General features: G+C 72.7%; 16 protein-coding genes. 11 read left to right on the plus strand and 5 right to left on the minus strand.

Translation table 11 applies throughout. The annotated features are described in order from the left end of the window. On the plus strand, nucleotides 1-271 hold a 271-nt coding region (locus tag E2C06_RS33285; protein WP_133292863.1), incomplete at its 5' end, for an SH3 domain-containing protein. A 69-nt stretch (nucleotides 272-340) separates the two neighbouring features. Here the strand turns inward: E2C06_RS33285 and E2C06_RS33290 are convergent. Together E2C06_RS33290 and E2C06_RS33295 are read right to left on the minus strand one after the other, a co-directional pair. After that, on the minus strand, nucleotides 341-820 hold the full coding sequence (locus E2C06_RS33290; RefSeq protein ID WP_206664812.1) for a hypothetical protein: 480 nt from the start codon (nucleotides 818-820) through the stop codon (nucleotides 341-343). Next, nucleotides 817-1,323, minus strand: coding sequence for a hypothetical protein (locus tag E2C06_RS33295; RefSeq protein WP_133292865.1), 507 nt, complete (start codon nucleotides 1,321-1,323; stop codon nucleotides 817-819). The genes E2C06_RS33290 and E2C06_RS33295 overlap by 4 nt, the downstream gene beginning before the upstream one ends. Nucleotides 1,324-1,502: 179 nt before the next feature. On the opposite strand from E2C06_RS33295, the gene E2C06_RS33300 reads away from it, so the two are divergent. The 5 genes from E2C06_RS33300 to E2C06_RS33320 all read left to right on the plus strand — a co-directional run bounded on the left by E2C06_RS33300 (nucleotide 1,503) and on the right by E2C06_RS33320 (nucleotide 5,058). Further along, nucleotides 1,503-2,174, plus strand: a complete 672-nt coding sequence (locus E2C06_RS33300) for a 50S ribosomal protein L25/general stress protein Ctc (RefSeq protein ID WP_133292866.1) — start codon at nucleotides 1,503-1,505, stop codon at nucleotides 2,172-2,174. Between the two features lie 18 nt (nucleotides 2,175-2,192). Next, complete coding sequence (gene pth / locus E2C06_RS33305) at nucleotides 2,193-2,768, plus strand: aminoacyl-tRNA hydrolase (RefSeq protein WP_133292867.1); 576 nt, start codon at nucleotides 2,193-2,195, stop codon at nucleotides 2,766-2,768. A gap of 21 nt (nucleotides 2,769-2,789) precedes the next feature. Continuing rightward, nucleotides 2,790-3,269 carry a hypothetical protein gene (locus E2C06_RS33310; RefSeq protein WP_133292868.1) on the plus strand — a complete coding sequence of 160 codons (480 nt, stop codon included), beginning with the start codon at nucleotides 2,790-2,792 and terminating at the stop codon, nucleotides 3,267-3,269. A 158-nt stretch (nucleotides 3,270-3,427) separates the two neighbouring features. Further along, on the plus strand, nucleotides 3,428-4,522 hold the full coding sequence (gene ychF, locus E2C06_RS33315; protein ID WP_133292869.1) for a redox-regulated ATPase YchF: 1,095 nt from the start codon (nucleotides 3,428-3,430) through the stop codon (nucleotides 4,520-4,522). A 95-nt stretch (nucleotides 4,523-4,617) separates the two neighbouring features. After that, nucleotides 4,618-5,058 (plus strand): MgtC/SapB family protein, encoded by a 441-nt coding sequence (locus E2C06_RS33320; RefSeq protein ID WP_165982832.1) that lies wholly within the window; start codon nucleotides 4,618-4,620, stop codon nucleotides 5,056-5,058. 17 nt (nucleotides 5,059-5,075) lie between these two features. On the opposite strand, the gene E2C06_RS33325 is transcribed toward E2C06_RS33320, so the two are convergent. After that, nucleotides 5,076-5,525 carry a hypothetical protein gene (locus tag E2C06_RS33325; RefSeq protein WP_133292871.1) on the minus strand — a complete coding sequence of 150 codons (450 nt, stop codon included), beginning with the start codon at nucleotides 5,523-5,525 and terminating at the stop codon, nucleotides 5,076-5,078. A 61-nt stretch (nucleotides 5,526-5,586) separates the two neighbouring features. Continuing rightward, nucleotides 5,587-5,814 (minus strand): DUF4169 family protein, encoded by a 228-nt coding sequence (locus tag E2C06_RS33330; protein ID WP_133292872.1) that lies wholly within the window; start codon nucleotides 5,812-5,814, stop codon nucleotides 5,587-5,589. A 185-nt stretch (nucleotides 5,815-5,999) separates the two neighbouring features. Here E2C06_RS33330 and E2C06_RS33335 point away from each other — a divergent pair, with 185 nt between their 5' ends. The 5 genes from E2C06_RS33335 (at nucleotide 6,000) to E2C06_RS33355 (ending at nucleotide 9,976) form a co-directional block, all read left to right on the plus strand. After that, entirely contained in the window at nucleotides 6,000-6,992 is a 993-nt protein-coding gene (locus E2C06_RS33335) for a TRAP transporter substrate-binding protein (protein ID WP_133292873.1), read from the plus strand. A gap of 73 nt (nucleotides 6,993-7,065) precedes the next feature. Then, nucleotides 7,066-7,578 carry a TRAP transporter small permease gene (locus E2C06_RS33340; protein WP_133292874.1) on the plus strand — a complete coding sequence of 171 codons (513 nt, stop codon included), beginning with the start codon at nucleotides 7,066-7,068 and terminating at the stop codon, nucleotides 7,576-7,578. Further along, complete coding sequence (locus tag E2C06_RS33345; protein ID WP_133292875.1) at nucleotides 7,578-8,897, plus strand: TRAP transporter large permease; 1,320 nt, start codon at nucleotides 7,578-7,580, stop codon at nucleotides 8,895-8,897. Before E2C06_RS33340 ends, E2C06_RS33345 begins: the two co-directional genes overlap by 1 nt. 87 nt (nucleotides 8,898-8,984) lie before the next feature. Next, nucleotides 8,985-9,137, plus strand: coding sequence for a DUF3309 domain-containing protein (locus tag E2C06_RS33350; RefSeq protein ID WP_133292876.1), 153 nt, complete (start codon nucleotides 8,985-8,987; stop codon nucleotides 9,135-9,137). A 17-nt stretch (nucleotides 9,138-9,154) separates the two neighbouring features. Then, nucleotides 9,155-9,976: an FkbM family methyltransferase gene (locus tag E2C06_RS33355; protein WP_133292877.1), complete on the plus strand. Its 822-nt coding sequence runs from the start codon at nucleotides 9,155-9,157 to the stop codon at nucleotides 9,974-9,976. 60 nt (nucleotides 9,977-10,036) lie between these two features. On the opposite strand, the gene E2C06_RS33360 is transcribed toward E2C06_RS33355, so the two are convergent. Then, nucleotides 10,037-10,985: AAA family ATPase (locus tag E2C06_RS33360; RefSeq protein WP_133292878.1), on the minus strand; the 949-nt coding region annotated here is incomplete at its 5' end.

The following is a 10,985-nucleotide window of genomic DNA, read 5'->3' on the forward strand; positions in this document are numbered from 1 at the left end:
CGCGCCGGCCGCGGCACCCGCGGCCGGCGCGGCGGCGCCCCCCGCCATCCCCCCGGTCGTCGTCCCGTCCGCCGCCGGCGGCCGCCAGGTGACCACCAGCCAGGCGCATCCGGTCAATATCCGCAGCGCGCCGGGCGGCGGCGGCGCGGTGGTGCGGGTGGTCCCGCGCGCCTCCGCCCTGCGGGTCTTCGGCGAGGCGCCGGGCGGCTGGCTTGAGGTGGGGGAGAGCCAGCCCTTCGGCTGGGTGCATGCCTCGGTGCTGGACCGCTAGGGCCGGTCGCGGCCGGGCCGGGCGGAAGCGTCGATCCGCGCCGCGGGCGATCCACCCCGGCGCGGGGCGCTACTGCAGGCTGCCCCAGCGGCCGACCGCCGGCTCGGCCGCCGCCCAGCGCCAGCCCGTGCCGTCGCGGCAAAGGCTGGTCAGGTACCAGGCGCGCGAAGCCGGGTCGTCCTGATCCACCGAGAAGGCGATCTCGCGGCAGGCCGCGAGCGGCGTGTCGATCGCCCTGAGCACCCGGACCTCGCCCTGCTTCGCGCCGAAGGGCAGGCTGTGGCGGACCTTCCAGGGCCCCGCCTCGCCCGGCGGCAGTCCGGCCGCCGCGGCGGCGATCGCCTCCTGCTCGGTCCGGTGCCAGTCGCGGGAAACCCGGCGCAGCCCCCAGTCCGCCACCGCCCGGGCACCGACGCCGATGGCGATGCCGACCGCCGGATTGCCCGACCCGGCGGCTGCCGCGGTGCCCGTCACCGCGCCGACCAGGTCGCTGGCCGAGCTGCAGCCGCCGAGCAATGCCAACCCCAGCAGGGCGGCCGGCAGCCTCACTGCAGGGAGCCCCAGCGCGCGGTCGCCGGCTCGGCCGAGGCCCATTTCCAGCCGGTCCCGTCGCGGCAGACCGCGGCCAGGTAGAAGGCGCGGGTGGCCTTCGCCCCCTCCCCTTCCTCGACCGAGAAGACGATCTCCTTGCAGTCCAGCGTCCCGGTGCTGATCACCCGGCTGACCGCGACCTGGCCGTGCTCGTTCGGCTCGACGGGGATGGTGTGGCTGGTCCTCCAGGCCGCGGTGCCGCCGACCGGCAGGGGGCCGGCGGCGGCGGCGATGCGGTCCTGCGCCGCGCCATGGGTCTTCCGCTGGGCATATTGCAGCCCGGCCCGGCCCAGCGCCTGGACGCCGAGGCCGATGCCGGTGGTCACCGCCGGGTCGGCGCCGACCCCGCTGGCGACGCTGGCACCGGTGATGCCGGCCAGCGCCGAGGTGGTCTCGGTCAGCACCGCCTGGCAACCGGGCAGCAGGACGAGGGCGAGGAGCGCCGCGGACGGCGGGGGCATGTGACGGCGCATTGGGGGCGGCAACGCCGGCGGCGCGGACGGGTTCGCCGCTTTCCGTTGCCCTCGCTGCCCCGATCCGCTATGCCCCCGCCGCGCCGGCACCCCTGGAGGCCGGCGCGCCCATGTCCGGGACATGCCGTCCCCGACAGGGCCTTTTCCCAAGCAAGCGGAGTTCGACCATGGTCCAGACTGTACGGATCGAGGCCGCGGCGCGCGAGCGGGCCGGTAAGGGGGCGGCGCGTGCGACCCGGCGTGAGGGGCTTGTCCCCGCTGTCATCTACGGCGCGAAGCAGGAGGCGACCCTCGTCTCCCTCGACCCGCGCGACGTGATGAAGGAGTTGCAGAAGGGCGGCTGGCAGAGCCACCTCTACGAGGTCGCGCTGAAGGGCGGCGAGACCGTCCGCACCGTGATGCGCGACGTCCAGTTCCACCCGGTGACCGACCGTCCCCTGCATGTCGACTTCCAGCGCCTGGCGCCGGGGGTGCGCATCCGCGTCCGGGTGCCGGTCCACTTCCTCAACGAGGACACCTGCCCGGGCATCAAGGAAGGCGGCGTGCTGAACGTCGTGCGGCGCGAGATCGAGGTGCTGGCCAATCCCGACCAGGTGCCGGACGCCTTCGAGATCGACCTCGGAGAGGCGACCATCGGCGACAGCCTGCGCTGGTCGGCGGTGAAGTCCAACTTCGGCACCCGGGCGGTGATCGAGCGCGACTTCGTCGTCGCCACCGTGGCCCCGCCGACGGTGATCGAGGAGGTGGAGGCGCCCGCCCCGGCCGCGGCGGCGCCGCCGCCGGCCAAGGGCAAGGGCGGCAAGGCCGCGGCGCCCGCCGCCCCGGCCAAGAAGAAGTAAGCGGCACGGGACGTGGCGATGCTGCTCTGGGTGGGCCTTGGCAATCCCGAGCCCACCCAGGCGCGGCATCGCCACAACATCGGCTTCATGGCGCTCGACGCGATCGCCCGCCGGCACGGCTTCTCGCCCTGGCGGCAGCGCCACAAGGGGCTGGTGGCGGAAGGCATGGTGGGCGGCGCCAAGGTGCTCGCGCTGAAGCCGCAGACCTACATGAACGGCTCGGGCGACAGCGTCCAGCCGGCCGCCGCCTTCCACAAGATCCCGCCGGACGGGATCTGCGCCTTCCACGACGAGCTCGACCTCGCCCCCGGCAAGGTGCGGGTGAAGCGGGGCGGCGGCGCGGCCGGGCACAACGGGCTGCGCGACATGCAGCGGGCGCTCGGCACCCCGGAGTTCTGGCGGGTGCGGCTCGGCATCGGCCATCCCGGCCACAAGGACCGGGTGCATGGCCATGTGCTGGGCAACTTCGCCAAGGTGGACACCTGGGTGGAGCCGCTGCTGGACGCGGTCGCCGATGCGGCGCCGCTGCTGGCCCAGGGGAAGCCCGAGGAATTCATGACCAGGGTCGCCCTGCTGACCCAGGAGACGCGCTGACGCTTCGGCGCTGATGGAGCCATGCCGATGGAGCCCGAGGACATCGCCGATTTCGCCGCCGGGATGGGTGGCGGGCCGGGGCCCGAGGACATCGCCAACGGGGCCGCGGCGCTCGCCGCCGCGCTGGTGCGGGAGGCCGTCGCCTTCGCCTCGGTCGCGGCCTCGCTGCGCCAGGCCGCCGCGGTGACGCCGGGCGACCCGACCGGCGGGCCGCTGTCGGACATCCGCCGCCAGCGCGGCGCCATGGCGGCCTCCGGCGAGGCGGCGATCAAGGCCGCCCTGCTGCTGGACGCCGCCGAGGCGATCGGCGCCGGCGGCGACCCGGCGATGCTGGCCGGGCAGATCGCCGCGGCGGCGAAGCGGGCGGCGGTGCTGCCGGCCGCGCTGGTCCCGCCGCTGCGGGCGGCGGCGCTGTCCCTGGCCACCGATGACGGCGCGGCGCGGATCGCCGCCGCGACCATCGCCGCCGAGATCGCCGCGGCGCACGGCCGGGCGCGGTAGAGCAGATGGCGCGAGGGCGCGCGCGCCCGGACGCCTTGATCTGCTCCGAGAACAAGGCGCTACGGCGGTGCGGCGTTCGCCTTTGAACGCAAGCCGCAGTGGCGGCCGCCGTTTCGATTGTCTGGCGCGCCACGCGCCGCTGACCTCAGGAGGTTCCGTTGGGTTTCAACTGCGGCATCGTCGGCCTGCCGAACGTGGGGAAGTCCACGCTCTTCAACGCGCTGACCGAGACCGCCGCGGCGCAGGCCGCCAACTATCCCTTCTGCACGATCGAGCCGAATGTCGGCCGCGTCGGCGTGCCCGACCCGCGGCTCGACATGCTGACCAAGATCGGCAAGTCGCAGAAGACCGTGCCGACCAGCCTGGAGTTCGTCGACATCGCCGGGCTGGTGCGCGGTGCGAGCAAGGGCGAGGGCTTGGGCAACCAGTTCCTGGCCAATATCCGCGAGGTGGACGCCATCGTCCATGTCCTGCGCTGCTTCGAGGACACCGACGTCACCCATGTCGAGGGCAGCGTCGACCCGGTGCGGGATGCCGAGACGGTCGAGACCGAGCTGATGCTCGCCGACCTCGAGGGGCTCGAGAAGCGCCAGGCCGGGCTGCAGAAGCGGGCGAAGAACGGCGACAAGGAGGCGATCCAGCAGCTTGTCCTGATCGATCCGATCGTCGCCGCGCTGCAGGCCGGCAGGCCCGCCCGCACCGCGGTGCCGAAGGGCAGCGAGGAGGCCGCCAAGCGGCTGCAGCTGCTGACGACGAAGCCGGTGCTCTATGTCTGCAACGTCGAGGAGGCCTCGGCCGCCAGCGGCAATGCCTTCTCGGAGAAGGTCTTCGCCATGGCGAAGGCGGAGGGCGCGAGCGCCGTCGTCGTCTCGGCGGCGATCGAGGCCGAGATCAGCCAGATGGCCCCGGCCGACCGGCCCGACTTCCTCGAGAGCCTCGGGCTGCACGAGGGCGGGCTCGACCGCGTCATCCGCGCCGGCTACGCGCTGCTCGGCCTGCAGACCTACTTCACCGTGGGGCCGAAGGAGGCCCGCGCCTGGACCATCACCAGGGGGACCAAGGCGCCGCAGGCGGCCGGCGTCATCCATGGCGACTTCGAGCGCGGCTTCATCGCCTGCGAATGCACCGCCTATGACGACTACGTCGCCTATGGCGGCGAGCAGGGCGCCAAGGAAGCCGGCAAGATGCGGGTCGAGGGCAAGGAATACGTCGTCCGCGACGGCGACATCCTGCTGTTCCGCTTCAACGTCTGAGGCACCGCGCCAAGGGGCGGCCGGCCGGCGCATGACGGCGCCCGGATGATCATTCCGGGGCTTCGCACCGCGGGGTGCGGATGCTTGGCTGGGCCATGCCCGGTTCCTTCCCGCTGACCGCCCTGCCCGTCCTCCTCGCCTTCCTGCTCGGCGCCGCGATCGGCGCGGAGCGGGAATGGCGGCGGCATCCGGGCGGCCTGCGCTCCTGCGCCCTGGTCTCCGCCGCCGCCTGCGTCTTCGCCCGCATCGCGGTGCTGCATGGCGGCAGCAATCCCGGCGCGGCGCTGGGCGCCATCGCCACGGGGGTCGGCTTCATCGGCGCCGGGGTGATCCTGCGCCGCGGCATGACGGTGCGCGGCCTGTCGACCGCCGCCACCTTCTGGGCGGTGGCCGCGGTCGGCACCGCCTCGGGCCTCGAGGAATACGGCATGGCGCTCGGCCTGACGGTGCTGGTCTTCTCCGCCCATGTCGTGCTGCGCCCGGTCTCGGCCTGGATCGAGCGGCGGGCGCCGCCGGCCGAGACCGGGCCGCGCTGAGGCCGCGCGCGACGCGGTCAGCCGCCGCGCTTGTTCATCAGCACGGTGTAGCTGCACAGCCCGTTGCGGTGCTCGCCCTGGAAGCGGTCGTTGGCGAAGATGCCGGTGGTGGCGATGGTGCGGTCGAGCGAATCCGACATCCGCACGTCGCCGCTGGCCCCCACCGCGCCGGTCAGCACGTGCCGTACCGCCGGCTCGATCAGGAAGCTGGCGCGGCCCTGGCGGACGGTGATCGTGCGGTCCTCCTGCGCGGCCGCCGGGCAGGCGCGGGTCCGGTCCGGGTTCAGCGTCATGCGGCCGCCGTAGCTGCCATCGAAGGCGGTGACGGGCGCGGCCGGCGTGCTGGCCGCGGTGGCGGCGGCCCGGCCGACGGCGGCGTCCGTCGCCTCGGGGATCGTCGTCTCGTTGGCGCAGGCGGCGAGCAGGCAGGGCGCGAGCAGCGCCAGCAGCAGGGTGCGGGGGGTCATCGGGGTCTCCGTATGGATCGTGGGGCGCCGGTCGGGCGGATGCCGGTCGGGTGGATGCCGGTCAGGCGGGCTTGTCCGGCCCGGGAAGCGCGCCGGGGAGTGGCCCCGCCGGGGCGGCGTCCTGCCGGGCGCCGTCGAGCAGCGCCTGGCGGCGCGCCTCGGCCCGGCGGTCATTGGCCTGCTCGGCGCCGCTGCGGCCATGCTTGGCGCGGTTGGCGGCGGCGGTCGCGGCGGCAGCCGCCTTGGCCCGGGCCTTCCTCACGCGGTTCAGGTTGACGATCTCGCCCATCGCCGGAGGATAGAGCGATCCGGCGCGGGCGTGAACGCCCGGCCGCCCGCACCGCCGCCGCAACCAGTCGTGACATGGCCGGTACGGTCGGGGTAACCGACCGGTTCCCATCGCCGCGGGAGTGCGGCTAATCTGCCGCGCAGCGCCGGCGGCAACAACCGGCCTGGAACGTCCAAGGAGACAGCATGAACCGCAGGGCCCTGCTGGGCGGTGCGCTTGCCGCGCCCGCCCTTCTATCCATCCCGGTGCGCGCCCAGGGCGCCATCACCCTCAACGGCGCCTCCCAGTTCGGCGACGAGCATCCCTATACCAGGGCGCTGATCAAGTTCGAGGAGCTGGTGAAGCAGTACTGGGGCAAGCCGATCAGTTTCGTGCTGCACAAGAACTCATCACTCGGCTTGGAAAAGCAGTATTTCGAGTACATGGCGCAGGGCCGCGCGGTGGACTACGCCGTGGTCTCGCCGGCGCACATGTCGACCTTCTCGAAGGCCGCGCCCTTCGTCGACGCGCCCTTCATCTTCCGCGACCTGGCGCATTGGAACCAGGTGCTGGACCAGGACCTGTTCAAGCCGGTGGCGGACGAGGTCGAGAAGCGCGCCCGCGTGCTGATGATCGGCTATGGCGGCGGCGGCACCCGCAACATCTTCGCCAACAAGAAGCTGACCAACCTGGCCGACATGCGCGGCCTGAAGGTGCGCGTGCAGGGCGCGCCGATCTGGTCGCGCACCTTCTCGGCCGTGGGGATGTCACCGACCGTCATCGCCTACAACGAAATCTACAACGCCATCCAGAACAACGTCATCGATGCCGGGGAGAACGAGGCCGCAGGCGTCGAGCAGATGCGCTTCTACGAAGTGGCGCCCGACCTGGCGATGACGCAGCACGCCATCACCATCCGGCCGCTCTGCTTCTCCGGCGCGACGCTGGCCAAGCTGCCGAACGACCTGCAGGCGGCGATCCGCCGCGCCGGCAAGGAGGCCAGCGCCTTCCACCGCCAGGCCGAATCGGGCGCCGACAGCCAGATCGTCGAGACGCTGGAGAAGGGCGGCAAGCTCCGCCGCGTCGAGTTCACCCAGCGGGCCGAGATGAAGAAGCTGGTCGACCCGGTGATGGCCGCCTATGCGAAGGAAATCGACGCCGAGGGCATCCTCAACAAGATCAACGCGCTGACCGCGTGACCCCGGCGGGGCCGCCCCTTCTGGCTTCATCGCCCGGGGCCGGCCCCGCTCCGCCCCTCGATCAGGACCTTCCATGCAAACTGCCCGTCCCGGAGCGCCGGCCGCGCTGCGCGCCGTCAACCGCGCGCTCGCCGGCGTCATCCTGCTGCTGCTGATCGTCTCGGTCGGCGTGCTGGTCATCCCCGTCAGCCTGCAGATCTTCTCGCGCTACACGTCCTTCATCCCCTCCTATATCTGGACCGAGGAGATGGCGCGCTTCTGCCTGGTCTATGCCGTCATGCTCGGCGCCATGCTGGCGGTGCGGGAGGGAACCCACTTCACCGTCGACGTCTTTCCCCGCCTCTCGCCGCGGCACGAGGCGATGGTCGAGTTGCTGTCCGGCAGCTTCATCCTGCTCTTCGCCTTCGTCTTCCTCTGGTGGGGCTGGGAGTTCACCGAATTCGCGATCTACCGGATCAGCGAATTGGCCGAGCTGCCGCTCTGGCTGATCCACATGGCCTGGCCGATCGCCGGCGTGGTCTGGCTGCTGTTCCAGTCGGAACGCATGCTGGACGCCATCGGAACCATCCGCGGAGGGCGCGCGTGATGGGCGGCAACCTCCTCGCCGCCGGGACCGCGGCGCAGATCCTGTTCGGCGTCTTCTTCACCCTGCTGGTGCTGCGCGTGCCGGTGGCCGTGGCGCTCGGCCTCGCCTGCCTGCCGATCCTGCTGATCGAGCCGCGGCTGAGCCCGATGATGCTCGCGCAGGAAACCTTCAACGCCTACAACTCCTTCATCCTGCTGGCGGTGCCCTTTTTCCTGCTGACCGCCAACCTGATGAACATCGGCGGCATCACCGACCGCCTGATGCATTTCTCCCGCACCCTGGTCGGCCACTTCCCCGGCGGCCTCGCGCAGATCAACGTGGTGCTGTCGATCTTCTTCGCCGGCATCAGCGGCAGCAGCACGGCGGACGCCGCCAGCCAGTCCAAGATCTTCATCGAGGCGCAGCGGAAGGAGGGCTACGACGACAGCTTCTCCGTCGCCATCACCGCGGTCTCGGCGGTGCTCGCGGTCATCATCCCGCCCTCGATCCTGATGATCGTCTGGGGCGGCGTGCTGACCGTCTCGATCGGCGCGCTGTTCCTCGCGGGCATCGTGCCCGGCCTGCTGATCGGCCTGGTGCAGATGGGCACCGTGCACGCCTACGCGAAGGCGCGGGGCTACCCGACCTATCCGCGCGCCAGCATGGGGGAGGTCCTCCGCAGCTTCCTCGTCTCGGTCCCCGCGCTGACCACGCCGATGATCATCATCGGCGGCAAGATCTTCGGCTGGTTCACCGCAACGGAGTCGGCCTGCATCGCCGTGCTCTATGCCGGCTTCCTCTCCCTCGTCGTGTACCGGGAGATGAACTGGCGCGGCCTGGTCGATGCGCTGGGCGAGACCGGGCGGCTGGCCGGCGTCGCGCTCTTCTGCGTCGGCACCGCCTCGGCCTTCGGCTGGCTGCTCGCCTTCTACCAGATCCCGGAGGCGCTGCTGGCCAATGTCACGACCTGGGGAATGGGGCCGATCGCCACCGGCTTCTTCATCGCCGGCGTCTTCCTGGTCGTCGGCTGCTTCCTCGATGCCATCCCGGCGATCATCATCGTCGGCGCCATCCTGCAGCCGCTGGCCCAGGGCGTCGGGATGGACCCCGTGCATTTCGCCATGGTCGGCATCGTGGCGCTCGCCTTCGGCCTGGTGACGCCGCCCTACGGGCTCTGCCTGATGATCGCCTGCTCGGTCGCGGGGATGCGGCTCGGTGACGCGCTGAAGGATACCTGCATCATGCTGCTGCCGATGCTGGCGGTGCTGGCGGCCATCATCGTCTTCCCGCAGGTCGTGCTATTCCTGCCGAACCTGATATCGCCGGAATTCCTGCGGTAACGGCTGCGTCGCGCCGGCTTCCTCGCGGAAACCGGCGCGACGGATCGACGTTTCCCCGCCGTACCATGTCGTACGCGGGAGAATGCCATGTCGACAATCCTGCTGGTCATCCTGATCCTGGTGCTGCTCGGCGCCCTGCCGACCTGGCCCTATAGCCGCGGCTGGGGCTACTTCCCGTCCGGCATCCTCGGCGTCATCGTGGTGATCCTGATCATCATGGCGGTGATGGGCCGCATCTAGCGCCGGGGAGCAGCCGGATGGCCGACGGCCTGGCGACGCGCGGCATCCGCCTCGGCGGGCGGGACTGGCAACTCGCCGGCCCGGCCGCCGACAGCTTCTTCGCCCATGCCGAGGACCACCTCCCCGGCATGGAGGCCTTGGCCGCGGTCGCCGCCAGCGTGCTGCCGCCGGACGGCACGGTGCTGGATGTCGGCGCCAATCTCGGCCTGTCCGCCCTGGCCCTCGCGCCGCTGCTGCCGCAGGGCCGCATCCTGGCGGCCGAGCCCTCCCCCGGCACCGTCGCGGCGCTGCGCCGCACCCTGGCGCTGAACGGGCTCGAGGATCGCGTGGCGGTCGAGGCGGTGGCGCTCGGCGCCGCGCCCGGCGAGGCCGCCTTCCATGCCGCCGGGCATTCCGCCGGCGCGCACCTGATGGATCCCGACACGCTCGGCGCCGCGGCGCTGCCGCAGGTCCGGGTGCCGGTCGAGACGGTGGATGCGCTGGTCGCCCGGCAGGGGCTCGCGCGGCTCGACTTCGTTAAGATCGACGTCGAGGGCTTCGAGACCGAGGTGCTGGACGGCGCCCGCGCGACGCTCGCCCGGCACCGCCCGCTGGTCTTCGCCGAGTTCAATGCCTGGACCCTGCAGTGCAACCGCAGCGCCAATCCGCGCGCGGTGCTGGAAGACTGGCTGGCGCGCTTCCCGGTGGCGCATGCCCTGCGAGGGCCCGACCCGCCGCTGCGGATCACGCCGGCGACGCTGCTCGGCTTCCTGCACGACCACCTGGTGCTGCGCGGCTGCGCCGACGAGCTGGTGCTGGGCTACGACGACGCCTGGCTCGGCCGCTGGCGGCCCAGCTGAACGCCGGGCCGGCCCCGCCCGATCCCCCTTGGCAATGCCCCCCCGGGCGGTGCCCCCCCCTCAGTGCGACGACTGCATCGCCTCCTCGGCGGCAATGCCGAGGCATTCCTCGATCTGCGCCCGCAGCCGGCGCAGGTTGCGGTGGCCGGCGAAGCTGCGCTTCAGCGCCTGCCGGGTTTCCAGCGCGAGCTCCGGCAGCTCGCCCCTGGCGCAGCCGATGTCGTCGGCGATGCCCGCGAGCAGCCCGGCCAGCGTTCCGTCGAAGGCCGAGGCCGGCGGCGGCGCGACATGGTGCACCGCGAGGCGCGAGAGCAGCGGCGCCGGGATCCCCCGCGTCTCGTTCGCCGCCATGATCCAGACCACGTTGCGCAGGTCGGCCGGGCTGCGCAGGCACTCGTCGAACCAGCCCGAGGCGCTCTCCGGCTCGATCATCGCCAGCAGCGTGTCGTGGACGCGGCCGTTGCTCTCGCGCTGGCCGCCGGCCTTCTCGATCTCGTCGAGGAAGAGCACCGGGTTGGGCGCCGCGAGGCGCGACATCTCGGCGATCGGCCAGGCCGGGGTCGCGGCGGACCAGCCGCGCGCGGTGCCCTGCAGGCAGCGGTTATCGGTGGCGCCGCCGAGGTTGAGGCTGCCGAAGGGCAGCGTCAGGGCCTGGGCCAGCCGGCGGGCGAACCAAGTCTTGCCGATGCCGGGCGGGCCGACCAGCAGGATCGGCCGGATCCGCGGCGAGGGCCGGCCGGCATGCGCCGCCAGCGCCAGGGTGCGGCGGATCTCCTTCAGCGGCGCGGCAAAGGCGGGCGCCGCCGCGGCCAGCGCGTCGATCCGCTTCGCCGCGTCGCGCGGCACCTGGCGCAGCGGCAGCGGGGCCGAGAGCGCCTGGTAGGTCAGCCACTCCGCCCGGTCGTTCGGCGGCTCGAAGGGCTGCAGCACGGTGACGCAGCCGGGGCCGCCGGCCGGCGCCGCGGGCGGCGGCGGCGGCTCGGCCGCGGGGACGGAGGGCGCGGCGGCG

The sequence above is a fragment of the Dankookia rubra genome (assembly GCF_004355005.1).
GTDB classification, from domain to species: domain Bacteria; phylum Pseudomonadota; class Alphaproteobacteria; order Acetobacterales; family Acetobacteraceae; genus Paracraurococcus; species Paracraurococcus ruber_A.

Excerpts from the sequence above, each read along its gene's own strand:
- E2C06_RS33310 (WP_133292868.1), top strand. The coding sequence starts at position 2,790 with ATGCCGATGGAGCCCGAGGACATCGCCGATTTCGCCGCCGGGATGGGT.
- E2C06_RS33300 (WP_133292866.1), top strand. The coding sequence starts at position 1,503 with ATGGTCCAGACTGTACGGATCGAGGCCGCGGCGCGCGAGCGGGCCGGT.
- E2C06_RS33320 (WP_165982832.1), top strand. The coding sequence starts at position 4,618 with ATGCCCGGTTCCTTCCCGCTGACCGCCCTGCCCGTCCTCCTCGCCTTC.
- E2C06_RS33330 (WP_133292872.1), bottom strand. The coding sequence starts at position 5,814 with ATGGGCGAGATCGTCAACCTGAACCGCGTGAGGAAGGCCCGGGCCAAG.
- E2C06_RS33335 (WP_133292873.1), top strand. The coding sequence starts at position 6,000 with ATGAACCGCAGGGCCCTGCTGGGCGGTGCGCTTGCCGCGCCCGCCCTT.
- pth (WP_133292867.1), top strand. The coding sequence starts at position 2,193 with ATGCTGCTCTGGGTGGGCCTTGGCAATCCCGAGCCCACCCAGGCGCGG.
- E2C06_RS33355 (WP_133292877.1), top strand. The coding sequence starts at position 9,155 with ATGGCCGACGGCCTGGCGACGCGCGGCATCCGCCTCGGCGGGCGGGAC.
- E2C06_RS33340 (WP_133292874.1), top strand. The coding sequence starts at position 7,066 with ATGCAAACTGCCCGTCCCGGAGCGCCGGCCGCGCTGCGCGCCGTCAAC.
- E2C06_RS33345 (WP_133292875.1), top strand. The coding sequence starts at position 7,578 with ATGGGCGGCAACCTCCTCGCCGCCGGGACCGCGGCGCAGATCCTGTTC.
- E2C06_RS33295 (WP_133292865.1), bottom strand. The coding sequence starts at position 1,323 with ATGCCCCCGCCGTCCGCGGCGCTCCTCGCCCTCGTCCTGCTGCCCGGT.
- E2C06_RS33325 (WP_133292871.1), bottom strand. The coding sequence starts at position 5,525 with ATGACCCCCCGCACCCTGCTGCTGGCGCTGCTCGCGCCCTGCCTGCTC.
- E2C06_RS33350 (WP_133292876.1), top strand. The coding sequence starts at position 8,985 with ATGTCGACAATCCTGCTGGTCATCCTGATCCTGGTGCTGCTCGGCGCC.